Here is a 25,086-nt window from a genome sequence, read left to right as displayed (position 1 = left end):
GTTGCGCCGCAATTGTGGCAGGTGGCACCGACACTCGGGGATCAGGGAGGTCAGACGCGGTGTGCGCGGCCGGACCGGGAGGCGCCGCCGAACAGGCGCGCGAGCGCCCGGAAGGGCAAGGTCACGACGGTGGCGACGGCGCCCGCGATCTGGCGCAGAACGTCGGCGATGGCACGGAACATGCGGGTTCTCCTCTCGTGTGTCCCGGCCACGTCGGTGGCCGGGACACACGAGTACCTCGTCCGCGCCGGATGACTCCTCAGGCGGCCTTGCCGATCAGGTCCGCCGGGAACGCGCCGTTGCCGAGGGCCGCGCCGATGAAGGTCGTCGCCAGCTCGGTCAGCCGGGCGACGCCCGCCTCGCCGAGGTGCTCGTAGGGGGCGCGGTCGAGCGCGTCGGTGCGGTGCTCGATCTCGGCGCGCAGTGTCACGCCCTGCTCGGTGAGCGTCAACTCCTCGTCGGCGGTGAGCAGTCCACGCGCGCGAAGGCGGTCGGCGGCCGCGTCGTACTCGGCCCTGTCCCAGCCGCGGGTGGCGAGCAGCCACTTCGGGGCCATGCCCTTGCCGGTGGCGACGTGGCTCACGAGGGCCTCGACCGGGTCGAGTTCGGCGCCGAGCAGCGCCCCGATGTGCCCGTCGCCGCGGTGCTCGCGCAGCAGCGTCGTGGCGTGCCAGTACGCCATGTGCGGCTCCTCCGGCACGTCCAGGTCGGCGTGGGCGGCGTACAGCGGACGGGCGTGCCGGGTGCAGGCCTCCGCGGCGCGCAGGGCGAGCTCGGCGGCCTCGGCCATCTCCTTCGAGGCGAGCGCCTCCGCGCCGAGCAGGCGGCGCAGTGTCGAGTCGACGGCACGCGCGCGTGCGGCGAGCACCGCCTCGGGGGACGCGGTCTCCCACACGGCCGGCACGTGCCGGGCCACCAGGTCGTGCTTGAAGTTGTAGAACGTGGCGGTCACGGTGCCGGCTCCGACGGCCCCCATGGGCGCGGAGCGCGCCGCGAGATAGGCGGCACTGGAGTCGCTCACGCCGATGGCGGCCAGTTCCTTGCCGAGGTCGGGCGAGAAGTAGTGCGTCGAGTGGAACGGGTTGAGCACGTTGTGACAGTGGCGGGCGGCGCGCCGGCGGGGGTCCGAAGTCATGCGCCCACGTTACCGACCGGTCGGTACGGGTGGCAGTACCGGGCACCGGGCCATGGCAGGAAAGGTGGGGGATTCGTCATTGCGGCCATGCGGCGGCCGCCGAAGAATGAGCCGCATGCCGCCGCCGCGTACCGTCCTGGTCCTCCTCTTCGACCACGTGCAGAGCCTCGACGTCACGGGCCCCGTGGAGGTCTTCTCCGGCGCGGGCGACGCCTACCGCGTGCGCACCGCCTCGGCCGACGGCGCCCCGGTCCGCACGTCGAGCGGACTGACCCTGACGCCGGACCACGCCCTCACCGACGCGCCCGCCGCGGACACGCTGCTGGTCCCCGGCGGCGCGGCCACGCGCGACCCGGACCCGCGCCTGACCGACTGGCTGCGCGAGCGCGCCCCGCACACCCGCCGCACCGTCTCGGTGTGCACCGGCGCGTTCCTGCTGGCGCGGGCGGGGCTCCTGGACGGCCGCCGGGCCACGACGCACTGGGCGTTCTGCGACACCCTCGCCCGCCGGTACCCCGAGGTGGCCGTGGACCCCGACCCCGTCTACGTACGCGACGGCCCTGTGTCGACGTCGGCGGGCGTGACGGCGGGCATCGACCTCGCGCTCGCCCTGGTCGAGGAGGACCACGGCAGGGACGTGGCGCTGCGGATCGCCCGGGCCCTGGTCGTGTTCCTCCGACGCCCGGGAAACCAGGCCCAGTTCAGTACGCACCTCGCCGCCCAGACCGCCACCAGGGAACCGCTCGGCGAGGTGCAGCGGTGGATCGCCGAGCACCCCGGCGCCGACCTCTGCGTCGAGGCGCTCGCCGCCCGCGCCCGGCTCTCCCCGCGCCACTTCGCCCGCGCCTTCCGTACGGAGACGGGCCTGACGCCCGGCCGGTACGTCGAGCGCGTCCGGGTGGAGCACGCCCGCCGCCTCCTGGAGGACACCAAGGGCGGCGTAGAGGAGATCTCCCGGTCGAGCGGCTACGGCACCCCGGAGGCGATGCGCCGCGCCTTCCTCAAGACCCTCGGCACGTCACCGGCCGAGTACCGGCGCCGGTTCCACGCACCACTGGGCTGAACACCGCCCAGCCGACACGTCAGAAAGGCCTGACATGCAGATCGCCATCGCCCTCTACGAGCGGTTCACCGCCCTCGACGCCATCGGCCCGTACCAGACCCTCGGCGGCATTCCGGGCGCCGACGTCGTCTTCGTGGCCGAGCGGACCGGCCCCGTGCGGGACGACTCGGGACGGCTCGCGCTCGTCGCCGACAAGACCTTCGACGAGGTGGGCTCCCCGGACGTGGTCGTCGTGCCCGGCGGCCCCCGGCAGAGCGACCAGACGGAGAACGGGCCGCTCCTGGAGTGGCTGCGCGCCGCCGACGCCACCAGCACCTGGACGACGTCCGTGTGCACGGGCTCCCTCGCGCTCGCCGCCGCGGGCCTGCTCAAGGGGCGCGAGGCCACCTCGCACTGGCTCGCCCTGGAGGAGTTGGACCGGCTCGGCTGCCGCTCGACCGGACGGCGCGTGGTCTTCGACGGCAAGTACGTCACCGCGGCCGGCGTCTCGTCCGGCATCGACATGGGCCTCGCCCTCGCGGGCCGGATCGCGGGCGACGAGACCGCCCAGGCCATCCAGCTGATGACCGAGTACGACCCGCAGCCGCCCTACGACGCCGGCTCCCCGGACAAGGCCCCGGCCCACCTCGTGGCGAGGTTCCGCCCGGCCGGCTGAAGCCTCAGACCTCCACCGTCCACCCGAACCGCGGCGCGCGCCGCTCCAGGAACGCGGCGACGCCCTCCGCGCTCTCGCCGCCGTCGCGGGCCTGCTCGGCCCAGTGCGCGTCCCGGTCCGTGCGGCCCGTCACGAACTCCTTCGCCGCGGCCTGCGTCAGCTGCGAGCGGGCGGCGAGGGTGCGGGTGAACTCGGCGACCCGCTTGTCCAGGGCGTCCCCGGGCAGCACCTCGTCCACGAGCCCGGTGCGCAGCGCCCGCTCCGCCTCGATCAACTCGCCCGAGAACAGCAGGTACTTGGCGGTCGCCGGGCCCACGAGCGCGGCGAGGCGGCGCGTGGAGGAGGCCGGGTAGACGATCCCGAGCTTGGCCGGGGTCACCCCGAACCGCGCGCCGTCGGCGGCGAAACGCAGATCGCAGGCCGCCGCCAACTGGCTGCCGCCGCCCACGCAGTACCCGCGCACCACGGCGAGCGTCGGCTTCGGGAACGCGGCGAGTGCGTCCTCCGCCGCGACCGCGAGCCCCTGCGCCGCCCCCTCGCCGAGAGTCGATATGTCGGCCCCGGCGCAGAACGTGTCGCCGGCCCCGGTGAGCACGAGAACCCGTGCCTCCGGATCGGCCGCGAGCCGTTCGAGGAGCGGCGGCAGGGACGCCCACATGGCGTCGGTCATGGCGTTGCGCTTGGCCGGGTGGTCGATCACGACGGTGGCGACACCCTCGGCGACGCTGTGCGTGAGCTGCGGCGGGGACACGGAAGACATGCGGCGGATGCTAGCCGGACGGCCGGCGCGGTCGGCGTGTCGGGCAGCTCGTAGAACAAGCTTAAGAAGGTGCAAGTCGGGCGTAATGAGGGCGGGATCGGTCGACTTTCTGGCTCGGTCGACCATGAACGATCAAATGCCGTCGATAGGCGCTGACTTCTGGTCAGTACCGCGGCGCGGAGCAGGTGATTCTCAACACTCGAAGGGTGGTGACAATCGAGCGCAAGGGCGGCGACCTGACAATGAGCGACCACGGGTGGGGGTCCCGCCCAAGTCCTCAGGGCAGCGGGGGAGCACCCCCTGATCGTCCCGCGGACGGGCCGCTCCCGTACGAGGGAGTGTGGCGGTTCACGACGCAGGCGGTCGACGCCTCCGTGCCGCAGGCCCGGCGCGCGGTGCGGGAGTTGCTCACCCGGCAGGGCGTACCCGCCCCGGACGACCTGGTGCACGGGCTGCTCGTGATCGTTTCCGAACTCGTCACGAACGCGGTGAAGCACGCCGCCGTGGTCTCGCCGATGCTCGCCGTGGAGGTCGCCGTGGGGCCCGAGTGGGTGCGGGTGTCCGTGGAGGACGAACACCCCTACAAGCCCACGGCACTCGAGGCCACCAGCGGTCAGACCGGCGGCCGCGGCCTGCTGCTCGTCCGCGAGATCACCGCGGAGGCGGGCGGCGTCTGCGACGTCGCCAACACGGCGAGCGGGGGCAAGGTGATCTGGGCCGCCCTGCCCCTCAAGCCCGAGACGGCTACCAGCCCGCCGAGGGACCTGTCAGCTCCCTGACCGCCGGTCGCGCCGCGTCGAGGACCGTCATGAACCACGCGGAGAACGGGTCCTTGGCGTGCCGCTCGGCCAGCTCGTCCGCCGTCACGAAAGCCGTCGCCCCGACCTCCTCCGGGTCGGGGTCCAGCGATGCCTGCACGAGACCCACGAAGAGGTGGTTGAACTCCTGCTCCACCAGGCCCGACTCGGGGTCCGGGTGGTTGTAGCGCACCGTGCCGGCCTCGGCCATCAGGGACGGCGAGACGCCGAGCTCCTCGAAGGTGCGCCGCGCGGCCGCCGCGAACGGGGCCTCGCCGGGGTACGGATGGCCGCAGCACGTGTTCGACCAGACGCCGGGGGAGTGGTACTTGCCGAGCGCCCGCTGCTGCAGCAGCAGCCGCCCCTGCTCGTCGAAGAGGAACACGGAGAACGCTCTGTGCAGCTGCCCGGGCGGCTGGTGCGCCGCGAGCTTCTCCGCCGTGCCGATCGTCCTGCCGTCCTCGTCGACGAGTTCCAGCAAGATCGCTTCCGCGGTGCCGTTCGACGAGCTGTTCGTCGTGGGGGCAGGTGTGATCGGCATACCTATCCTTCGTTTCGTTCCTCGAACCAAGTCTGCCGTACGGGACGGACAGCCCCCGCGCTGTCGGCGTCCCGCAAGTCCCGTCCGGCCGCGAGGCCGGGCGGGACCACCGTAGGCGCCGGTCAGACGCCGAATGCGGCCGGGTAGGTGATCGTGCCCCGCGGGAGCTGCCCGGAATCGTCCCGTTCATCCAGAACGAGCGCCATCATCGCCTCGTCCGGCACGTCGAAACCGGGCCGGATGCCGTACCCGGAGGCGGGCGTGAAGCCGAACCTCGGGTAGTACTCCGGGTGCCCGAGGACCAGCACAAGTCGCTCGCCACGCGCGCGTGCCGCCTCCAGCACCGCGCGTACGACGGCCGAACCGGCCCCCGTGCGCTGGTACTCCGGAAGCACCGCGCAGGGCGCGAGCGCCGCAGCGGGCGCGCCGTCCACGGTGCAGCGGGTGATCAGCGCGTGCGCGACGACCGTGCCGTCCGAGGCCTCGGCCACGTACGAAAGACCCTCCAGCCACGCGTCCTTGTCGTCACGCAGGGCGTCGACCAGGTCGGCCTCGGCCTCGGTGGGGAAGGCGGCGGCGTTGACGGCGTGCACGGACGCCCGGTCGTCCCCGGTCTCGGGGCGCGGGCGCCACGCGTGCGTCGTGTTGTCGGTCAACCTATGAACCTTTGAGTGAAGGGGCGTCGTTCAGTGGCACAGCCGCGCCTCGTGCTCGGCGTGCCCGGTGGGCTCCAGCTGGAACGTGCAGTGCTCCACGTCGAAGTGGTCGCCGAGGCAGCCCTGCAGTTCGTGGAGCATCTTCTCGTGGCCGATCGAGCCGAGCATTTCCGTGCTGACCACGACGTGCGCCGAGAGCACCGGCATCCCCGAGGTGATCGTCCAGGCGTGCAGGTCGTGCACGTCCTCGACGCCGGGCAGCGCCAGTATGTGGGCCCTGACCTCCGCCATGTCGACGCCCTTGGGGGCCGATTCGAGCAGCACGTTCAGCGTCTCGCGCAGCAGCTTCACCGTACGCGGGACGATCATGAGGCCGATGACGAGCGAGGCGATCGGGTCGGCGGGCTGCCAGCCCGTGGTCAGGATGACCGCGGCGGAGATCAGTACCGCGAGGGAACCGAGCGCGTCGGCGGCCACCTCCAGGAAGGCGCCGCGCACGTTCAGGCTCTCCTGCTGGCCCTTCACCAGGAGGGACAGCGAGATCATGTTCGCGACCAGGCCGATCAGGCCGAAGACGATCGTCTGCCCGCCCGCCGTCTCGGCCGGCTCGATGAACCGCTGGATCGCCTCGTACAGGACGTAGCCGCCGACGCCGAGCAGCAGCAGGCAGTTGGCGAGCGCGGCGAGGATCTCGGCGCGCGCGTAGCCGAAGGTGCGCTGGTCGCTCGCGGGGCGGTTGGCGAAGTGGATCGCGATCAGGGCCATGGCGAGGCCGAGCGCGTCCGTCGCCATGTGGGCGGCGTCGGCGATCAGGGCGAGCGAGTCGGCGACGATGCCGCCGATGATCTCCACCACCATCACGGCCAGCGTGATCGAGAGGGCGACGCGCAGCCGTCCGCGGTGTGCGGCGGCGGCCGTGCCGGTCGTCGGTCCGTGGCTGTGCCCGTGGTCGTGATCGTGCCCGAGGCCCATCGAAAACCCCCTACGTATCGATCCGGCGCGTTGCCCTGGTCGGGGGCGACGATCACAGTGAACTACGGGTAGGGGGTATCCGCAAACATGGCGCTGAACACCGTTGTCATGTGCCCTGACCTGCGCAAACGATACGTCGCGTGTACGCAGGTCAGGGCGCCGGCGTGATCACTTCCCGGTCGCCTCCGGGTGCCGCAGGCACCAGCCGGCCCAGGCCGACTCGACCATCTCGCGCACCCCGCGCTGCGCCTTCCAGCCGAGCTCCTGCTCGGCGAGCGCCGAGGAGCCGACCGCGCGCGGGGCGTCGCCGGGACGGCGCGGCTCGACGATCGCGGGGGTGGGGTTCCCGGAGACGTCCGCGATCAGGTCGATCAGCTCGCGCACGGAGGCGCCCTGCCCGGTGCCGATGTTGAGCGTCAGATCGCCGCCCGCGTCGGGCCCGGACAGCCGGCGGGCCGCCGCCAGGTGCGCCTCGGCGAGGTCGGCGACGTGAATGTAGTCACGGATGCAGGTGCCGTCCGGGGTCGGGTAGTCGTCGCCGAAGATCCGCGGGGCCTCGCCGCGTGTCAGGCGGTCGAAGACCATCGGGATCACGTTGTAGACGCCGATGTCCGCGAGCTCCGGCGCCGCGGCGCCCGCCACGTTGAAGTAGCGCAGGCAGGCCGTCGCCATGCCGTGCGCGTGCCCGGCCGCCCGCACCAGCCACTCGCCCGCGAGCTTCGTCTCGCCGTACGGGTTCACGGGTGCGGTGGCCGTGGACTCGGTGATGAGGCCCACATCCGGGTTGCCGTAGACGGCCGCGGAGGAGGAGAACACGAAGCGGCGCACCCCGGCCGCCGCGACCGTCTCCAGGAGCACGGCGAGCCCGCCCACGTTGTCCCGGTAGTACAGCTCCGGCTTCTCCACCGACTCGCCGACCTGCTTGTGCGCGGCGAGGTGGACGACGCCGGTCACCTCGTGCTCCGCGCACACCCGGGCCACCAACTCGGTGTCCAGCGCCGAGCCGCGCACCAGCGTGATCGCCTCGGGCAGCCGGGAGGGCACCCCCGAGGTCACGTTGTCCAGGACGACGACCCGCTCGCCCGCTTCGGTCATAGCCCGCGCCACATGGGCCCCGATGTATCCGGCTCCGCCGGTGATCAGCCACGTCATGGCGCACCACCCTAAGACCGAACCGGCTCATCCCCGCTCGTCGCGCGCGGCTACCCGCGGTTACGGACCCGGGCCGCCCCTGGTTTGTGGCCCGAGTACTTGATCGTCAATGATGAGCGCGCGGTCGGCCCTGCGCGGACCGCATGAGACAGGGGCCAATCGGTCGGTAAACGGGCAGCGAACGCCCGGTTGCGCCATCCGATAGCCTCTGCCGACATGCCGCCCGGCCGCGTATCCGCCCCGGGTGCTCCACCATGCATGAGCCCGGCGCACAGGTGTGCGTCGGCATCCAAGGAGTGAGTTCGTCTGTCGACCGCCATCGTCACCGGATCGCCGGTTCCCGGATCGTCCCTGGAGGGAGATCTGCGGGAGCTGGGCTTCGACGTGCGGTTCGCCCCGGACCCCGCGGACGCCGAAGCGGCGCTCGCGGCCGTCCCCGGCGAGCAGCGGGTCGCGGTCGTCGACGCGGGCTTCGTGGGCCATGTCCACGCCCTGCGCCTCGGCCTGACCGACCCGCGCTTTCCCGCGTCGGCGATCCCCGGCGCGGTCGCCGCGCAGCCCGCCGCCCGCCAGGCGCTGACCCGCGCGGTCGCGCGGACCGGCGTCGACCCGGACGTCGTGGCCAAGAGCCTGGAGGCGGACGGCACCGATGTGCACCACCCCGAGCTCGGTGAGCTCGTCGCCGCGGTGCCCGCCGACCCGCAGGCCCGCAACGAGGCGCGGCAGGCGTTGGCGTCCGTCGACGACGAGGCGATCCGGCTGCGTACGGCGGTCAAGGCGCGCGACGGCTTCTTCACGACCTACTGCATCAGCCCGTACTCCCGCTACATCGCGCGCTGGTGCGCCCGCCGGGGCCTGACCCCGAACCAGGTCACCACCGCCTCGCTGCTCGTCGCGCTGATCGCGGCGGGTTGCGCGGCCACCGGGACGCGCGGCGGGTTCGTCGCGGCGGGCGTGCTGCTGCTCGCCTCCTTCGTCCTGGACTGCACCGACGGGCAGCTCGCCCGCTACTCGCTGCAGTACTCGACGATGGGCGCGTGGCTGGACGCGACGTTCGACCGGGCCAAGGAGTACGCCTACTACGCGGGCCTCGCGCTCGGCGCCGCCAACGCGAGCGGCGACGACGTGTGGGCGCTGGCGCTCGGCGCGATGGTGCTGCAGACCGGCCGGCACGTGATCGACTTCTCGTTCAACGAGGCGAACCACGACGCCGAGGCCAACACGAGCCCCACCGCTTCCCTCTCCGGCAAGCTCGACTCCGTCGGCTGGACCGTCTGGGCCCGCCGGATGATAGTGCTGCCGATCGGTGAACGCTGGGCGCTGATCGCGCTGTTCACCGCGCTGACCACGCCGCGCATCACCTTCTACATGCTGCTCATCGGCTGTGCGCTCGCCGCCTGCTACACGACCGCGGGCCGCGTCCTGCGCTCGCTGACCCGCAGGGCGCGCCGCACGGACCGGGCCGCCGCGGCGCTCGGCGACCTCGCCGACTCCGGACCGATCGCCGAGGTGCTCGCGAAGGCCCTCAAGACGAAGTCCGCCCCCGTGCTCGCCGCCGTCGGAGCCGTCGCGGTCGTCGCCGTGAGCGCGCTCACGGACTTCGGCAGCGTCTGGCCGATCGTGGCCGCGGCCGTGTACTGCGTCACGTCGGGCCTCGCCGTCTCCCGTCCCCTCAAGGGCGCCCTCGACTGGCTCGTGCCCCCGATATTCCGGGCCGGGGAGTACCTCACGATCCTCGTCCTCGCCGCCCGCGCGGACGTACAGGGCGCCCTGCCCGCGGCTTTCGGCCTCGTGGCGGCGGTCGCCTACCATCACTACGACACGGTGTACCGCATTCGCGGCAACGCCGGGTCGCCCCCGCACTGGCTGGTGCGGGCGATCGGCGGGCACGAAGGCCGGACACTGGTCGTCACGGTCCTCGCCGCGCTGCTCACCCCCACAGATTTCACCCTCGCGCTCACGGTGCTCGCCGTGGCCGTGGCACTCGTGGTGCTCGCAGAGAGCATCCGCTTCTGGGTCGCCTCCGCTCAGCGCGGAGAGCCCGCCGTACACGATGAAGGAGAACCCGCATGATCGGCCTCGTCCTGGCCGCCGGCGCCGGCAGCCGGCTCCGTCCCTACACCGAGACGCTTCCCAAGGCGCTCGTGCCCGTCGTGGGCGAGGGGACCGAGAACGAGCTCTCCGTACTCGACCTCACGCTGAAGAACTTCGCCGAGATCGGCCTCACCGAGGTCGGCATCATCGTCGGCTACCGCAAGGAGGTCGTCTACGAGCGCAAGGCCGCGCTCGAGGCGAAGTACGGCCTGAAGCTCACGCTGATCGAGAACGACGTGGCCGAGAAGTGGAACAACGCCTACTCCCTGTGGTGCGGCCGTGACGCCATGAAGCACTCGGTGATCCTCGCCAACGGCGACACCGTGCACCCGGTCTCCGTCGAGAAGACGCTGCTCGCCGCCCGCGGCGACGGCAAGAAGATCATCCTCGCGCTCGACACGGTCAAGGACCTGGGCGAAGAGGAGATGAAGGTCGTCGTGGACCCCGACAAGGGCGTCCAGAAGATCACGAAGCTGATGGACCCGTCCGAGGCCACCGGCGAGTACATCGGCGTCACCCTCATCGAGGGCGAGGCCGCCGACGAGCTGGCCGACGCCCTGAAGGCCACGTACGAGCGTGACCCGCAGCTGTACTACGAGGACGGCTACCAGGAGCTCGTGAACCGCGGCTTCAAGGTCGACGTCGCGCCCATCGGCGACGTCCCGTGGGTCGAGATCGACAACCACGACGACCTGGCCAAGGGGCGGGAGATCGCGTGCCAGTACTGACGAGACTCATCCCCTCGCCGGTCGTCGTCGACATTCGGTCGGGGGCGCTCGACGACCTCGCCAAGGTCCTCGCCGACGGGAGGATCTCGTCGTCCACGGGGCGCCTGGCCATCGCGATCAGCGGTGGTTCGGGCGCCGCCCTGCGGGCCCGCCTCGAGCCCTCGCTGCCCCGCGCCGAGTGGTTCGAGGTCGGCGGCGGCACCATCGACGACGCGATCAAGCTCGCCGACGACGTCAAGAAGGCCGGGCGCTACGACGCCCTGGTCGGCCTCGGCGGCGGCAAGATCATCGACTGCGCCAAGTTCGCGGCCGCGCGCGTCGGCGTGCCGCTGGTCGCCGTCGCGACGAACCTGTCGCACGACGGCCTGTGCTCGCCCGTCGCGACCCTCGACAACGACGCGGGCCGCGGCTCGTACGGGGTGCCGAACCCGATCGGTGTCGTGATCGACCTCGACATCATCCGCGAGGCCCCGGTGCGCTTCGTGCGCTCCGGCATCGGTGACGCCCTCTCCAACATCTCCGCGGTCGCGGACTGGGAGCTGGGCGCCCGCGAGTGCGGCGAGGACATCGACGGCCTGGCCGCCGCCATGGCCCGCCAGGCGGGCGAGGCGGTGCTGCGGCACCCCGGCGGCGTCGGCGACGACGACTTCCTCCAGGTGCTCGCGGAGGGCCTGGTCCTCACCGGTATCGCCATGTCGGTCTCCGGTGACTCGCGGCCCGCCTCCGGCGCCTGCCACGAGATCAACCACGCCTTCGACCTCCTCTACCCCAAGCGCGCCGCCAGCCACGGCGAGCAGTGCGGCCTGGGCGCGGCCTTCGCGATGCACCTGCGCGGTGCCCGCGACCAGTCCGCGTACATGGCCGAGGTGCTGCGCAGGCACGGCCTGCCGGTGCTGCCGGAGGAGATCGGCTTCAGCGTGGACGAGTTCGTGAAGGTCGTGGAGTTCGCTCCGCAGACCCGTCCGGGCCGCTACACGATCCTCGAGCACCTCGACCTCTCCACCGATCAGATCAGGGACGCCTACGCCGACTATGCAAAAGCCATCGGTAGCTGAACTCCGCCCGGTCGTTCACCCCGCCGGGGTGAAGGACCGCAGGAGCGGTGAGCACTGGATGGGCCGGCTCTACATGCGCGAGGTCTCGCTGCGTGTGGACCGCCACCTGGTGAACACCAAGGTCTCGCCCAACCAGCTGACCTACCTGATGACCGTCTGCGGTGTCCTCGCGGCCCCGGCGCTCCTGGTGCCGGGGATCTGGGGCGCGGTCCTCGGCGTCGTCGCGGTGCAGCTGTACCTGCTGCTCGACTGCGTCGACGGCGAGATCGCGCGCTGGCGCAAGCAGTACTCGCTGGCCGGCGTGTGGATGGACCGGGTCGGCGCGTACCTCACCGACGCCGCCGTCCTCGTCGGCTTCGGGCTGCGCGCCGCCGACCTGTTCGGCACGGGCCGCATCGACTGGCTGTGGGCCTTCCTCGGCACGCTCGCCGCGCTCGGCGCCATCCTGATCAAGGCCGAGACGGACCTGGTCGGGCTCGCCCGCGCGGCGACCGGCAAGGAGCAGGTCAAGGAGTCCGCGTCCGAGATGCGCTCCTCCGGCATGGCCCTGGCCCGCAGGGCCGCGGCCATGCTCAAGTTCCACCGGCTCATCCTGGGCATCGAGGCGACGCTCCTCATCCTGGTCCTCTCGGTCGTGGACCAGATCCGGGGCGACCTGTTCTTCTCGCGCCTGGGTGTGGCCGTCCTGGCGGGCATCGCGCTCCTCCAGACCCTGCTCCACCTCGTGTCCATCCTCGCTTCGAGCAGGCTCAAGTGAGCCCCATGAATACAGGCACACAGCAGTTGAAGGTCGGCGCGGTTGTCATCACCATGGGCAACCGGCCGGCCGAGCTGCGCGCCCTCCTCGACTCGGTCGCCAAGCAGGACGGCGACCCGGTCGAGGTGGTCGTGGTCGGCAACGGCTCCCCGGTCCCGGACGTCACTGAGTTCTCGTCGGTCGTGCGGACCATCGAGCTGCCCGAGAACCTCGGCATCCCCGGCGGCCGCAACGTCGGCATCGAGGCCTTCGGACCGTCCGGATCCGACGTCGACATCCTGATGTTCCTGGACGACGACGGCCTCCTTCCGCTGACGGACACGGCCGAGAAGTGCCGCGAGGCCTTCACCGGCGACCCGAAGCTCGGCATCGTCAGCTTCCGCATCGCGGACCCGGACACCGGCGAGACGCAGCGCCGGCACGTGCCGCGGCTGCGCGCCGCCGACCCGATGCGCTCCTCGCGCGTGACCACGTTCCTCGGCGGCGCCAACGCCGTGCGTACGCGGGTCATCGCCGAGGCCGGGCCGCTGCCCGCCGAGTTCTTCTACGCCCACGAGGAGACCGACCTCGCCTGGCGTGCCCTCGACGCGGGCTGGATGATCGACTACCGCGCCGACATGGTGCTGCACCACCCCACCACGGCCCCGTCCCGGCACGCGGTCTACCACCGGATGGTGGCCCGCAACCGCGTCTGGCTGGCCCGCCGCAATCTGCCCGCGCTCCTGGTGCCCGTGTACCTCGGCGTCTGGCTGCTCCTCACCCTGGCCCGCCGGCCCTCGGGCCCGGCACTGAAGGCCTGGCTGGGCGGCTTCAAGGAAGGCTGGACGACCCCCTGCGGGCCCAGGCGTCCCATGAAGTGGCGTACCGTGTGGCGGCTGACCCGACTGGGCCGACCCCCTGTCATCTGACAAGCTCGTGCCTGACGGCAGGCCGCGCTTTTGAAGACGAAAGTTCCTCTTGTGAGTGAGACAACGCATGACGCCGGAGTCGCGGTGACCGCGCCCCCGTCGCCCGACGACGGGCTCTCCCGGAGCGAGCTCGCCGCCAAGTACGGCTTGTCCGTCAGCGGAGCCCGCCCCGGCCTCTTCGAGTACGTACGGCAGCTGTGGGGCCGGCGCCACTTCATCATCGCCTTCTCGCAGGCGAAGCTGACCGCTCAGTACAGCCAGGCCAAGCTCGGCCAGCTGTGGCAGGTGGCGACGCCGCTGCTGAACGCGGCGGTCTACTTCTTCATCTTCGGCCTGCTCCTCGGCGCCCGGAAGGGCATCCCGCACGAGATCTACGTGCCGTTCCTGGTCACGGGTGTCTTCGTCTTCACGTTCACGCAGAGCTCGGTGATGGCGGGCGTGCGGGCCATCTCCGGCAACCTCGGCCTGGTCAGGGCGCTGCACTTCCCGCGGGCCTCGCTGCCGATCTCGTTCGCGCTCCAGCAGCTCCAGCAGCTGCTGTTCTCGATGATCGTGCTGGTCATCGTGATGCTCGGGTTCGGCGTCTTCCCGGCCTTCTCCTGGCTCCTGGTGATCCCCGCGCTGATCCTCCAGTTCGGCTTCAACATGGGCCTCGCGCTGATCTTCGCCAGGGCGGGCAGCAAGACCCCCGACCTCGCGCAGCTGATGCCGTTCGTCATGCGTACGTGGATGTACGCGTCCGGCGTCATGTTCAGCATCCCCGCGATGCTCGCCGACAAGAACGCCCCCGGCTGGCTCACCGACGTCCTGCAGTGGAACCCGGCCTCGATCTACATGGACCTGATCCGCTACGCCTTCATGGGCGGGCACGGATACGGCTCCGAGTACCTCCCGCCGCACGTGTGGGCCTTCGCGGCCGGCTGGGCCGTCCTGATCGGAGCCGCCGGCTTCGTCTACTTCTGGAAGGCAGAGGAGCGGTACGGCCGTGGCTGATCTCGACAACCCCACCGATGCGCGCGTCCCCACGGTCATCGCCGACGAGCTGCACATCGTGTACCGCGTCAACGGCGCGAAGACCGGCAAGGGCAGCGCCACCTCGGCGCTGAGCCGGATCCTCAAGCGCGGCGACGAGCGCGGCGTGCGCAAGGTGCACGCCGTCAAGGGCGTCTCCTTCACCTCCTACCGCGGCGAGGCCATCGGCCTCATCGGGTCGAACGGCTCCGGCAAGTCGACCCTGCTGCGCGCCATCGCGGGCCTGCTCCCCGCCGAGAAGGGCAAGGTCTACACGAACGGCCAGCCCTCGCTGCTCGGCGTGAACGCGGCCCTGATGAACGACCTCACGGGCGAGCGCAACGTCATCCTGGGCGGTCTCGCCATGGGCATGTCCCGCGAGGAGATCAAGGCGCGCTACCAGGACATCGTCGACTTCTCCGGCATCAACGAGAAGGGCGACTTCATCACGCTGCCGATGCGGACGTACTCGTCCGGCATGGCCGCGCGCCTGCGCTTCTCCATCGCGGCCGCCAAGGACCACGACGTGCTGATGATCGACGAGGCCCTGGCCACCGGTGACCGCAAGTTCCAGAAGCGCTCCGAGGCCCGCATCCGCGAGCTGCGCAAGGAGGCCGGAACGGTCTTCCTGGTGAGTCACAACAACAAGTCCATCCGCGACACCTGTGAACGCGTCCTGTGGCTCGAGCGCGGGGAACTGCGTATGGATGGTCCGACGGCCGAGGTACTCAAGGAGTACGAGAAGTTCACGGGCAAGTAACCGCCCGCCTCTGGACCACGTCATATGAGGCCCTACCGGCTTCCGTCCGGTGGGGCCTCTGATATGCCTGTAGGTACCAAGCAGTTGGCGATCACGGTCAAGGGCGGGTCAACTTCCTTGCCCTGAAGGAATCTTGGCGCCAATCGGTGTGTTGTTGTGATGTGCAGAACACCCCGACGCGAGGGCGGGCGTTGTACAACGTAAGCTGTACCGGCCTCAATCGCGGCATGTGGGGCGATAAGGCGCGACATCCCGACCCCTGCGGGGCTGGGCGGCCGCGCGGGCGGCCGGGCGGCGTGTCCGAAATGAGATGCATTGGGTCCGCAGTGTAGAACGGGAGTTGTGACGGCAATGGCTATGGAAACTCTCCAGCTCCACGGGGCTTTCGCCGTCCTCGGGGAAGTGGGCCGCACCCGGTGAGCGCGCACCCCCGAGTGCGCCCCGAGAGCCCTGTCGACACAGCGAGCCCGGAGAGCGCCACCCTCGACAAGGCCGCCGAGGAGAACTTCCCGGTGGCCCCGTTCTTCCTGCCGCGCGCCTGGCGCGACGATCTCATGGCCGTGTACGGCTTCGCGCGCCTCGTCGACGACATCGGTGACGGCGACCTCGCCCCCGGCGGCGCGGACGCCCGCCTCCTGGGCGTGTCACCCGATCAGGCGCACGACCGCCTCGCGATGCTGGACGCCTTCGAGACCGACCTGCGGCAGGTCTTCGACGGCACGCCGCGCCACCCGCTCCTCAAGGCCCTGCAGCCCACCGTTCGGCGCCGCTCGCTGACCCCCGAGCCGTTTCTCGGCCTCATCGCCGCGAACCGCCAGGACCAGCTGGTCACGCGCTACGAGACGTACGACGACCTGCTCGCCTACTGCGAGCTGTCCGCCAACCCCGTGGGCCGCCTCGTCCTCGCCATCACCGGCACCGCGACCCCCGAGCGCATCCGCCTCTCGGACGCGGTCTGCACCGGGCTCCAGATCGTCGAGCACCTCCAGGACGTGGCCGAGGACCTGGACCGCGACCGGATCTACCTGCCGGCCGAAGACCTGAAGAAGTTCCACGTCGACGAGACGGATCTCGCCGCCCCGAGCGCGGGCGCATCGGTGCGTGCGCTGGTCGCGTACGAGGCCGAACGCGCCCTGAAGCTGCTGAATGAAGGCACCCCCCTGGTGGGTAGCGTCCACGGCAGGCTGAAGCTGCTGCTGGCAGGGTTCGTCGCAGGGGGGAAAGCGGCGGTCCACGCGATCACCGCCGTTTCGTACGACGTGCTTCCTGGACCGCCCAAACCCACCAAGGCGCGATTGCTGCGCGAGGTGGGAGCGACTCTGCGAGGAGAGGGGTGAGCAACACCGTGGAGTCTGACCAGACCGTGTCGGCGCCGGTGCTCGCCGCATACAGCTACTGCGAGACCGTCACCGGGCAGCAGGCCCGCAACTTCGCCTACGGGATCCGGCTGCTGCCGACCGCGAAGCGGCGCGCCATGTCGGCGCTCTACGCGTTCTCGCGCCGCGTCGACGACATCGGCGACGGCGGCCTGGAGCCCGACATCAAGGCGCACCGGCTCGACGAGACCAGGGCGCTGCTCGGCCGCGTCCAGGACGGCAAGGTCGAGGAGGACGACACCGACCCGGTGGCCGTCGCCCTCGCCGATGCCGCGAGCCGCTTCCCGGTTCCGCTGGACGCGCTCGACGAGCTGATCGACGGTGTCCTGATGGACCTGCGCGGCGAGACCTACGAGACCTGGGACGACCTGAAGGTCTACTGCCGGTGCGTCGCGGGCGCCATCGGGCGGGTCTCGCTCGGCGTCTTCGGCACGGAGCCGGGGGCGCGCGGCGTCGAGCGCGCGCCGGAGCTCGCCGACACGCTCGGCCTCGCGCTCCAACTCACCAACATCCTCCGCGACGTGCGCGAGGACGCCGCCGACGGGCGCACCTATCTGCCCGCCGACGACCTCGCCAAGTTCGGCTGCTCGGCGGGGTTCCAGAGCTCCGTGCCCCCGGCCGGCTCGGACTTCGCCGGGCTCGTGCACTTCGAAGTGCGGCGCGCCCGCGCCCTGTTCGCCGAGGGCTACCGGCTGCTTCCCATGCTCGACCGGCGCTCCGGCGCCTGCGTCGCCGCCATGGCCGGCATCTACCGCAGACTGCTCGACCGCATCGAGCGCGACCCCGAGGCCGTGCTGCGCGGCCGGGTCTCGCTGCCCGGGCACGAGAAGGCGTACGTCGCCGTGCGCGGCCTGTCGGGCCTCGACACCCGCACCGTCGTGCGCGGCGCCACCCGCGGTACCACCAGGAGGCGCGCCTGATGGACAGCGCGGGCCAGGTCGACGTGGCGAGAACGAAGTGGCGGGCAACCCTCCGCAGCGGCGCGGCGTCCCTGCATGCAACGGTCGGTCGTGTGTTCGCCACACCCGTCGAACCCGGCCCCACGGGGGCCGTACGCACCACCGGAAGCACCACCCAGGGGGAGGGCGCATGAGCGAGGCGACCACGTCCGGCGACGTGCGCGAGGCGGACGCCGCGGGGGACCGCGGGCGCCCCACCGCGGTGGTCGTCGGCGGTGGGCTCGCGGGGATCACGTCCGCGCTCGCGCTCGCCGACGGAGGCATGGACGTCACCCTCCTCGAGGGGCGCCCCCGGCTGGGCGGCCTCGCGTTCTCCTTCAAGCGCGGCGACCTCACCGTCGACAACGGCCAGCACGTGTACCTGCGCTGCTGCACCGCCTACCGCTGGTTCCTCGACCGCGTCGACGCCGCCGCGCTCGCGCCCCTGCAGGAACGACTCGACGTGCCCGTACTTGACGCCGAGAGGAACCGGCTCGGCCGGCTGCGGCGCACCGCGCTGCCCGTGCCGCTGCACCTGGCCAAGAGCCTCGCCACGTACCCGCACCTGTCGCTCGCCGAGCGCGCCAACGTCGGCCGCGCCGCGCTCGCCCTCAAGGGCCTGGACCCCGCCGATCCGGCGCTCGACAAACGGGACTTCGGCTCCTGGCTGGCCGAACACGGGCAGACGCAGCGGGCCATCGAGGCGCTGTGGGACCTCGTCGGCGTCGCGACCCTGAACGCGGTGGCGGGGGACTCCTCGCTGGGCCTGGCCGCCATGGTCTTCAAGACCGGGCTGCTGTCCGAGCCCGGCGCCGCCGACATCGGGTGGGCCAAGGTGCCCCTCGGTGAACTCCACGACACTCTCGCCCGCAAGGCGCTCGACTCCGCGGGCGTACGCACCGAACTCCGTACACGCGTCACCTCCATCTCCCGTACGGACAACGGACGTTGGGCCGTGGAGGTTCCCGAAGGGCCGGACGGCTGCGGCGCCGTGCTCGCCGCCGACACCGTCGTGCTCGCCGTGCCGCAGCGCGAGGCGCACGACCTGCTGCCCGCGGGAGCGCTCGACGACGCCGGCCGGCTGCTCGACATCGGCACCGCGCCGATCCTCAACCTGCACGTCGTGTACGGCCGCAAGGTCCTCAAGCAGCCCTTCTTCACCGCGCTCGGCTCGCCGGTGCAGTGGGTCTTCGACCGCACCGACGCCTCGGGACTCGCCCGTACGCTGCCGGGCGCCCAGTACCTCGCCGTCTCCCAGTCGGCCGCGCAGGACGAGATCGACGCGCCGGTCGCCGAGCTGCGCGAGCGGTACCTGCCGGAGCTGGAGCGGCTGCTGCCCGCCGCGCGCGGCGCCGAGATCCACGACTTCTTCGTCACCCGGGAGCGGACGGCGACCTTCGCGCCGACCCCCGGGGTCGGCGCGCTGCGGCCCACGGCCCGCACCAATGCCCCCGGCCTGTACCTGGCCGGCGCGTGGACCGCCACCGGGTGGCCCGCGACCATGGAAGGCGCTGTCCGCAGCGGCACCAGTGCCGCCGACGCGGCGCTCGCCGCGCTCGGCCGCCCCCGCGGCCACCTGTACCGGGAGGCGGCGTGACCAGCGAACTCCCCACGGTGGACGTGACCAGCGATCTGCCCCAGGTCGACAAGCCGACAACGCTGTATCCGGTTACACAAGGAGAGACTGTGCCACCTGTGCCCTCGGCCCCAGAGGCTGCCGACGCGGTGGACGTGACCGCGCTTTTGGAGCGCGGCCGAACCCTGGCCACCCCCGTGCTGAAGGCGGCGGTGGACCGCCTGGCAGCACCGATGGACACCGTCGCCGCCTACCACTTCGGCTGGATCGACGCCGCGGGCAACCCGGCCGACGGTGACGGCGGCAAGGCCGTGCGCCCCGCCCTCGCCGTGCTGTCCGCGCAGGCCGCGGGCGCCGACCCGGAGGTCGGCGTGCCGGGCGCCGTCGCGGTCGAGCTCGTCCACAACTTCTCGCTGCTGCACGACGACCTGATGGACGGCGACGAGCAGCGCCGGCACCGCGACACCGTATGGAAGGTGCACGGCCCCGCGCAGGCGATCCTGGTCGGCGACGCCCTCTTCGCGCTGGCCAACGAGGTCATCCTGGAGCTGGAGACCGTCGACGCGGGCCGCGCCACGCGCCGCCTGACCACCGCGACCCGCGCCCTCATCGACGGCCAGGCGCAGGACATCGGGTTCGAGCACCGCGAGCGCGTCAGCGTCGTGGAGTGCCTGGAGATGGAGGGCAACAAGACGGGCGCGCTGCTCGCCTGCGCCTCCTCCATCGGCGCGGTTCTCGGCGGCGCCGATGACGCGACCGCGGATGCCCTGGAGAAGTACGGCTACCACCTGGGCCTCGCCTTCCAGGCCGTCGACGACCTGCTCGGCATCTGGGGCGACCCCGAGTCGACCGGCAAGCAGACCTGGAGCGACCTGCGCCAGCGCAAGAAGTCCCTGCCGGTCGTCGCCGCGCTCGGCGCCGGCGGACCGGCCTCCGAGCAGCTCGGCGAGCTCCTGGCCGCCGATGCCAAGGACGTCGACTTCGACACCTTCACCGAGGCGGACTTCGCCGCCCGCGCCGCCCTCATCGAGGAGGCCGGCGGGCGCGAGTGGACCGCCGAAGAAGCGCGGCGCCAGTACGCCGTCGCCCTCGAAGCCCTGGACTCCGTCCAGATGTCAGCCACGGTGCGCGCCCAGTTCGTGGCGCTCGCCGACTTCGTCGTCGTACGAAAGAGATGATCACTATCGGCCGCATATGACTCGCAGTCGCCGGCCGGTGTCCCGCCAGGGCTCCGGCCGACGGTTACCCAGCAGAGAAGAAGCACTGCATGAAGGGATAGCCATGACAGCGACGACCGACGGAAGCTCCGGCGCCACGGCGCCGCAGACGACCTCGGCCACCACTGCCCAACTGACCGACACGACCCCCGGGGCGGCCGGGCCCCGAAACGCCGCCGGCCGAGCCATACAGCGCGCCACGGACTTCCTGCTCGCGCGGCAGGACGACCGGGGCTGGTGGAAGGGCGACCTCGACACCAATGTGACGATGGACGCCGAAGACCTGCTGCTGCGCCAGTTCCTCGGTATCAGGGACAAGGCCACGACCGACGCCGCCGCGCTGTTCATCCGCGGCGAGCAGCGCGAGGACGGCACCTGGGCCACCTTCTACGGCGGCCCCGGCGAACTGTCCACCACCATCGAGGCGTACGTCGCGCTGCGCCTGGCCGGTGACTCCCCGGACGACGCGCACATGGCCAGGGCCTCCGCGTGGATCCGCGAGCGCGGCGGGATCGCCGCCAGCCGCGTGTTCACCCGGATCTGGCTGGCCCTGTTCGGCTGGTGGAAGTGGGACGACCTCCCCGAACTCCCCCCGGAGCTCATCTACTTCCCCAAGTGGATGCCGCTCAACATCTACGACTTCGGATGCTGGGCCCGGCAGACGATCGTGCCGCTCACCGTGGTCTCCGCGAAGCGCCCGGTGCGCCCCGCGCCGTTCCCGCTGGACGAGCTGCACACCGACGCCCGCGATCCGAACCCCGCCAAGCCCCTTGCCCCCGTGGTGAGTTGGGACGGCGCGTTCCAGCGGCTCGACAAGATCATGCACGGCTACCACAAGGTGGCCCCGAAGCGGCTGCGCAAGTCGGCGATGAACTCCGCGGCCCGCTGGATCGTCGAGCGCCAGGAGAACGACGGCTGCTGGGGCGGCATCCAGCCGCCCGCCGTCTACTCCGTCATCGCGCTCCACCTGCTCGGCTACGACCTCGAACACCCGGTCCTCAAGGCCGGGTTGGCGTCCCTCGACCGGTTCGCCGTGTGGCGCGAGGACGGGGCCCGGATGATCGAGGCCTGCCAGTCGCCGGTGTGGGACACGTGCCTGGCGACCATCGCGCTCGCCGACGCGGGCCTGCCCGCCGACCACCCGGCGCTCGTCAGGGCCGCCGAGTGGATGATCACCGAGCAGATCGACCGGCCGGGCGACTGGTCCGTGCGCAGGCCCGCGCTCGAACCCGGCGGCTGGGCCTTCGAGTTCGACAACGACAACTACCCCGACATCGACGACACCGCCGAGGTCGTGCTCGCGCTGCGCCGCGTCGACCACCCCGACAAGGCGCGCGTCGAGAAGGCCATCGAGCGCGGCGTGCGCTGGAACCTCGGGATGCAGTCGAAGAACGGCGCGTGGGGCGCCTTCGACGTCGACAACACCAGCCCGTTCCCCAACCGGCTGCCGTTCTGCGACTTCGGCGAGGTCATCGACCCGCCGTCCGCCGACGTCACCGGGCACGTCGTCGAGATGCTCGCCATCGAGGGGTACACGCGCGACCCGCGCACCCGGCGCGGCATCGAGTGGCTGCTCGCCGAACAGGAGGACAACGGCGCCTGGTTCGGCCGCTGGGGCGTCAACTACGTCTACGGCACGGGCTCCGTGGTGCCCGCCCTGATCGCCGCCGGCCTGCCCGCCTCGCACCCCGCGATCAGACGGGCCGTCAGCTGGCTGGAGTCCGTCCAGAACGAGGACGGCGGCTGGGGCGAGGACCTGCGCTCGTACCGCTACGAGGACTGGAAGGGGCACGGCGCCTCGACCGCCTCGCAGACCGGGTGGGCGCTGCTCGCGCTGCTCGCGGCGGGGGAGCGGGAGTCGAAGGCCGTCGAACGAGGTGTCACCTACCTCGCCGACACCCAGACCGAGGACGGCACCTGGGACGAGCCGTACTTCACCGGGACCGGCTTCCCCTGGGACTTCTCGATCAACTACCACCTGTACCGGCAGGTGTTCCCGCTGACCGCACTCGGTCGGTATGTCAACGGCGAGCCCTTCAGTGACAAGGGCGCCGCCACCAAGGGGAGCTGATGACCGCATCGCCGGTGGCCCGCCCACCGGAGACCGCGCCGCTGCTGGTCGCCTGTGCGCTCGGCATCGAGCACCTCGCGCTGCGCAGCGGCAGCCGGGCCGGGGCCACGAGCCCCGTGACCGTGCTGCGTACGGGCATGGGGCCGAAGGCCGCCGAGCAGGCGGTCAGCCGCGCCCTGGGTGACGCCGTGCTGCGCGACGCCGCCGTCGTGGCCACCGGGTTCTGCGCCGGGCTCGCGCCCGGTATGCACCCCGGCGACCTGGTGGTGGCCGACGAGACCCGTGACACGTACGGCGCCACGCCGTGCGCGGGCACGGATCTCCTGGTCAAGGAGCTGGTCAAGGCCGTGCCCGGCAGGACCGTGCACACCGGTCCGCTGACCGGCTCCGACCACGTGGTGCGCGGTCACGAGCGCGCCGACCTGCTCGCGACCGGCGCGATCGCCGTCGACATGGAGTCGGCCGCGACCCTGCGGGCGGCCGGTGGCGCCGGGAGGCGTCCGGTTGCCGCCGTCCGGGTGGTCGTGGACGCTCCAGAACATGAACTCGTCAGGATCGGCACGGTGCGCGGTGGACTATCGGCTTTCCGTGTCCTTCGTGCCGTCCTGCCCGTTTTTTTTGAATGGCACCGTTCTTTGCTGCTCCCTCGGAGGTGAGCCCAGATGGCCATGCCGCTTCGTCAATCCATCAAGGTCGCGACCTATCTCGCTGAACAGAAGATCCGCCGGCGGGACAAGTTTCCGCTCATCGTCGAATTGGAGCCGCTCTTCGCCTGCAACCTGAAGTGCGAGGGCTGCGGAAAGATCCAGCACCCGGCCGGGGTGCTCAAGCAGCGCATGCCGGTCGCCCAGGCCGTCGGTGCCGTCCTCGAATCGGGCGCGCCGATGGTGTCCATCGCCGGCGGCGAGCCGCTGATGCATCCTCAGATCGATGAGATCGTGCGGCAGTTGGTGGCCAAGAAGAAGTACGTCTTCCTGTGCACCAACGCGATGCTGCTGCGCAAGAAGATGGAGAAGTTCACGCCGTCGCCGTTCTTCGCCTTCACGGTGCACATCGACGGCATGCGCGAGCGGCACGACGAGTCCGTCGCCAAGGAAGGTGTCTTCGACGAGGCGGTCGAGGCGATCAAGGAGGCCAAGCGGCGCGGCTTCCGGGTCACCACGAACTCGACCTTCTTCAACACGGACACCCCGCAGAACATCATCGAGGTGCTCAACTACCTCAACGACGACCTCCAGGTCGACGAGATGATGATCTCGCCCGCCTACGCCTACGAGAAGGCGCCCGACCAGGACCACTTCCTGGGCGTCACGCAGACCCGTGAGCTGTTCAAGAAGGCGTTCACGGGCGGCAACAGGCGGCGCTGGCGGCTCAACCACTCGCCCCTGTTCCTCGACTTCCTCGAGGGCAAGGTCGACTTCCCGTGCACCGCGTGGGCCATCCCCAACTACTCGCTCTTCGGCTGGCAGAAGCCCTGCTATCTGATGGCGGACGGGTACGTGCCCACGTACAAGGAGCTCATCGAGAAGACCGACTGGGACGCCTACGGCCGCGGCAAGGACCCGCGCTGCGACAACTGCATGGCGCACTGCGGCTACGAGCCGACGGCCGTGCTCGCCACCATGGGGTCGCTGAAGGAGTCCATCCGCGCCATGTCCGAGACCGTCGCCGGGAACCGTGGGTGACGACGCCATGAATGCCGGAGAGCCTGTTTCACTGGGCCTCCCCGAGGTACCGGTCCGACCGATCGCTGAACGGCGGGTCAGCCGTCAGATCCAGGTCGGACCGGTGGCCGTGGGAGGCGGGGCACCCGTTTCCGTACAGTCGATGACCACGACGCGCACGTCCGACATCGGGGCGACGCTGCAGCAGATCGCCGAACTGACCGCCTCCGGCTGCCAGATCGTGCGCGTGGCGTGCCCCACGCAGGACGACGCGGACGCGCTCGCGACCATCGCCCGCAAGTCGCAGATCCCCGTGATCGCGGACATCCACTTCCAGCCGAAGTACGTGTTCGCCGCCATCGACGCGGGGTGCGCGGCGGTCCGGGTGAACCCGGGCAACATCAAGCAGTTCGACGACAAGGTGAAGCAGATCGCGCGGGCGGCATCCGACGCCGGCACACCGATCCGCATCGGGGTCAACGCCGGCTCGCTGGACAAGCGCCTGCTCCAGAAGTACGGGAAGGCGACCCCGGAGGCCCTCGCCGAGTCGGCGCTGTGGGAGGCCTCGCTCTTCGAGGAGCACGGCTTCCGTGACATCAAGATCTCGGTGAAGCACAACGACCCCGTGGTGATGGTCAACGCGTACCGGCAGCTCGCCGCCGCGTGCGACTATCCGCTGCACCTCGGGGTCACAGAGGCGGGACCCGCCTTCCAGGGCACCATCAAGTCCGCCGTGGCCTTCGGAGCGCTGCTCTCCGAGGGCATCGGGGACACCATCCGGGTCTCGCTGTCCGCGCCGCCCGCCGAGGAGTGCAAGGTCGGCATCCAGATCCTGGAGTCGCTCGGCCTGCGCCAGCGGCGCCTGGAGATCGTGTCGTGCCCGTCCTGCGGGCGCGCGCAGGTCGACGTCTACAAGCTCGCCGACGAGGTGACCGCCGGGCTCGAAGGCATGGAGGTGCCGCTGCGGGTGGCCGTCATGGGGTGCGTGGTCAACGGTCCCGGCGAGGCCCGCGAGGCGGACCTCGGTGTCGCGTCCGGCAACGGCAAGGGCCAGATCTTCGTCAAGGGCGAGGTCATCAAGACCGTCCCCGAGTCGAAGATCGTCGAGACGCTCATCGAAGAGGCCATGCAGATCGCCGAACAGATGGAGAAGGACGGCGTCGCGTCGGGGGCTCCCGACGTCACCGTGAGCTGAGTTCT

Annotated in this window: 25 protein-coding genes; 18 read left to right on the top strand and 7 right to left on the bottom strand. The window is 71.2% G+C overall.

Annotated features, from left to right (window positions below):
• Positions 1 to 50: 50 nt before the first annotated feature.
• Together ACOKM3_RS09105 and ACOKM3_RS09100 are read right to left on the bottom strand one after the other, a co-directional pair.
• The gene (locus ACOKM3_RS09105) at positions 51 to 182 is read right to left on the bottom strand and encodes an LPFR motif small protein (protein WP_426898720.1); all 132 of its coding nucleotides are present in this window, start codon (positions 180 to 182) and stop codon (positions 51 to 53) included.
• Between the two features lie 77 nt (positions 183 to 259).
• The gene (locus ACOKM3_RS09100) at positions 260 to 1,135 is read right to left on the bottom strand and encodes an SCO6745 family protein (RefSeq protein ID WP_426898719.1); all 876 of its coding nucleotides are present in this window, start codon (positions 1,133 to 1,135) and stop codon (positions 260 to 262) included.
• Positions 1,136 to 1,250: 115 nt separating this feature from the next.
• Between ACOKM3_RS09100 and ACOKM3_RS09095 the strand changes: the two genes are divergently transcribed.
• Together ACOKM3_RS09095 and ACOKM3_RS09090 are read left to right on the top strand one after the other, a co-directional pair.
• Positions 1,251 to 2,198: a GlxA family transcriptional regulator gene (locus tag ACOKM3_RS09095; protein ID WP_426898717.1), complete on the top strand. Its 948-nt coding sequence runs from the start codon at positions 1,251 to 1,253 to the stop codon at positions 2,196 to 2,198.
• Between the two features lie 34 nt (positions 2,199 to 2,232).
• Positions 2,233 to 2,853: a DJ-1/PfpI family protein gene (locus ACOKM3_RS09090; RefSeq protein WP_426898715.1), complete on the top strand. Its 621-nt coding sequence runs from the start codon at positions 2,233 to 2,235 to the stop codon at positions 2,851 to 2,853.
• A gap of 4 nt (positions 2,854 to 2,857) precedes the next feature.
• Here the strand turns inward: ACOKM3_RS09090 and ACOKM3_RS09085 are convergent, their stop codons facing one another.
• Positions 2,858 to 3,613: an enoyl-CoA hydratase/isomerase family protein gene (locus ACOKM3_RS09085; RefSeq protein ID WP_426898713.1), complete on the bottom strand. Its 756-nt coding sequence runs from the start codon at positions 3,611 to 3,613 to the stop codon at positions 2,858 to 2,860.
• Between the two features lie 242 nt (positions 3,614 to 3,855).
• Here ACOKM3_RS09085 and ACOKM3_RS09080 point away from each other — a divergent pair, with 242 nt between their 5' ends.
• The gene (locus tag ACOKM3_RS09080; protein WP_426906743.1) at positions 3,856 to 4,392 is read left to right on the top strand and encodes an ATP-binding protein; all 537 of its coding nucleotides are present in this window, start codon (positions 3,856 to 3,858) and stop codon (positions 4,390 to 4,392) included.
• On the opposite strand, the gene idi is transcribed toward ACOKM3_RS09080, so the two are convergent.
• From idi to galE, 4 genes are all read right to left on the bottom strand, one after another.
• Positions 4,358 to 4,951: an isopentenyl-diphosphate Delta-isomerase gene (gene idi / locus ACOKM3_RS09075; protein WP_426898711.1), complete on the bottom strand. Its 594-nt coding sequence runs from the start codon at positions 4,949 to 4,951 to the stop codon at positions 4,358 to 4,360. The two genes, ACOKM3_RS09080 and idi, sit on opposite strands and share 35 nt — an antisense overlap.
• A gap of 122 nt (positions 4,952 to 5,073) precedes the next feature.
• Positions 5,074 to 5,607: a GNAT family N-acetyltransferase gene (locus ACOKM3_RS09070; protein ID WP_426898710.1), complete on the bottom strand. Its 534-nt coding sequence runs from the start codon at positions 5,605 to 5,607 to the stop codon at positions 5,074 to 5,076.
• Positions 5,608 to 5,637: 30 nt separating this feature from the next.
• Complete coding sequence (locus tag ACOKM3_RS09065; protein WP_426898708.1) at positions 5,638 to 6,579, bottom strand: cation diffusion facilitator family transporter; 942 nt, start codon at positions 6,577 to 6,579, stop codon at positions 5,638 to 5,640.
• Between the two features lie 168 nt (positions 6,580 to 6,747).
• The gene (galE, locus tag ACOKM3_RS09060) at positions 6,748 to 7,731 is read right to left on the bottom strand and encodes a UDP-glucose 4-epimerase GalE (RefSeq protein ID WP_426898706.1); all 984 of its coding nucleotides are present in this window, start codon (positions 7,729 to 7,731) and stop codon (positions 6,748 to 6,750) included.
• A gap of 306 nt (positions 7,732 to 8,037) precedes the next feature.
• Here galE and ACOKM3_RS09055 point away from each other — a divergent pair, with 306 nt between their 5' ends.
• From ACOKM3_RS09055 to ispG, 15 genes are all read left to right on the top strand, one after another.
• Entirely contained in the window at positions 8,038 to 9,804 is a 1,767-nt protein-coding gene (locus ACOKM3_RS09055; protein WP_426906742.1) for a DUF5941 domain-containing protein, read from the top strand.
• On the top strand, positions 9,801 to 10,553 hold the full coding sequence (locus tag ACOKM3_RS09050) for a phosphocholine cytidylyltransferase family protein (protein ID WP_426898704.1): 753 nt from the start codon (positions 9,801 to 9,803) through the stop codon (positions 10,551 to 10,553). Before ACOKM3_RS09055 ends, ACOKM3_RS09050 begins: the two co-directional genes overlap by 4 nt.
• On the top strand, positions 10,541 to 11,608 hold the full coding sequence (locus ACOKM3_RS09045) for an iron-containing alcohol dehydrogenase family protein (protein WP_426898702.1): 1,068 nt from the start codon (positions 10,541 to 10,543) through the stop codon (positions 11,606 to 11,608). The genes ACOKM3_RS09050 and ACOKM3_RS09045 overlap by 13 nt, the downstream gene beginning before the upstream one ends.
• Positions 11,586 to 12,365, top strand: a complete 780-nt coding sequence (locus tag ACOKM3_RS09040) for a CDP-alcohol phosphatidyltransferase family protein (protein WP_426898700.1) — start codon at positions 11,586 to 11,588, stop codon at positions 12,363 to 12,365. The genes ACOKM3_RS09045 and ACOKM3_RS09040 overlap by 23 nt, the downstream gene beginning before the upstream one ends.
• 26 nt (positions 12,366 to 12,391) lie before the next feature.
• Positions 12,392 to 13,273, top strand: a complete 882-nt coding sequence (locus tag ACOKM3_RS09035; protein ID WP_426906741.1) for a glycosyltransferase family 2 protein — start codon at positions 12,392 to 12,394, stop codon at positions 13,271 to 13,273.
• Between the two features lie 51 nt (positions 13,274 to 13,324).
• Positions 13,325 to 14,266, top strand: a complete 942-nt coding sequence (locus ACOKM3_RS09030; RefSeq protein ID WP_426898698.1) for an ABC transporter permease — start codon at positions 13,325 to 13,327, stop codon at positions 14,264 to 14,266.
• Positions 14,259 to 15,044, top strand: coding sequence for an ABC transporter ATP-binding protein (locus ACOKM3_RS09025; RefSeq protein ID WP_426898697.1), 786 nt, complete (start codon positions 14,259 to 14,261; stop codon positions 15,042 to 15,044). Before ACOKM3_RS09030 ends, ACOKM3_RS09025 begins: the two co-directional genes overlap by 8 nt.
• Before the next feature lie 416 nt (positions 15,045 to 15,460).
• Positions 15,461 to 16,381 (top strand): squalene synthase HpnC, encoded by a 921-nt coding sequence (gene hpnC, locus ACOKM3_RS09020; protein ID WP_426898695.1) that lies wholly within the window; start codon positions 15,461 to 15,463, stop codon positions 16,379 to 16,381.
• The gene (gene hpnD, locus ACOKM3_RS09015; RefSeq protein WP_426898693.1) at positions 16,378 to 17,340 is read left to right on the top strand and encodes a presqualene diphosphate synthase HpnD; all 963 of its coding nucleotides are present in this window, start codon (positions 16,378 to 16,380) and stop codon (positions 17,338 to 17,340) included. Before hpnC ends, hpnD begins: the two co-directional genes overlap by 4 nt.
• Positions 17,341 to 17,509: 169 nt before the next feature.
• Positions 17,510 to 18,955, top strand: coding sequence for a hydroxysqualene dehydroxylase HpnE (gene hpnE / locus ACOKM3_RS09010; protein ID WP_426898692.1), 1,446 nt, complete (start codon positions 17,510 to 17,512; stop codon positions 18,953 to 18,955).
• Positions 18,956 to 19,044: 89 nt separating this feature from the next.
• Complete coding sequence (locus ACOKM3_RS09005; RefSeq protein ID WP_351334777.1) at positions 19,045 to 20,112, top strand: polyprenyl synthetase family protein; 1,068 nt, start codon at positions 19,045 to 19,047, stop codon at positions 20,110 to 20,112.
• Between the two features lie 103 nt (positions 20,113 to 20,215).
• Positions 20,216 to 22,222: a squalene--hopene cyclase gene (shc, locus tag ACOKM3_RS09000; protein WP_426898690.1), complete on the top strand. Its 2,007-nt coding sequence runs from the start codon at positions 20,216 to 20,218 to the stop codon at positions 22,220 to 22,222.
• On the top strand, positions 22,222 to 22,878 hold the full coding sequence (locus ACOKM3_RS08995) for a phosphorylase family protein (RefSeq protein WP_426898688.1): 657 nt from the start codon (positions 22,222 to 22,224) through the stop codon (positions 22,876 to 22,878). Before shc ends, ACOKM3_RS08995 begins: the two co-directional genes overlap by 1 nt.
• 6 nt (positions 22,879 to 22,884) lie before the next feature.
• Entirely contained in the window at positions 22,885 to 23,907 is a 1,023-nt protein-coding gene (gene hpnH / locus ACOKM3_RS08990; protein ID WP_426898686.1) for an adenosyl-hopene transferase HpnH, read from the top strand.
• A gap of 7 nt (positions 23,908 to 23,914) precedes the next feature.
• Positions 23,915 to 25,081: a flavodoxin-dependent (E)-4-hydroxy-3-methylbut-2-enyl-diphosphate synthase gene (gene ispG, locus ACOKM3_RS08985; RefSeq protein WP_426898684.1), complete on the top strand. Its 1,167-nt coding sequence runs from the start codon at positions 23,915 to 23,917 to the stop codon at positions 25,079 to 25,081.
• The last annotated feature ends 5 nt before the right edge of the window (positions 25,082 to 25,086 follow it).

This window comes from Streptomyces nidicola (assembly GCF_050106155.1).
In the GTDB taxonomy this organism is placed as follows: domain Bacteria; phylum Actinomycetota; class Actinomycetes; order Streptomycetales; family Streptomycetaceae; genus Streptomyces.
Note: the sequence above shows the minus strand (reverse complement) of the source record. Positions and strands in the feature narration are given on the sequence as shown.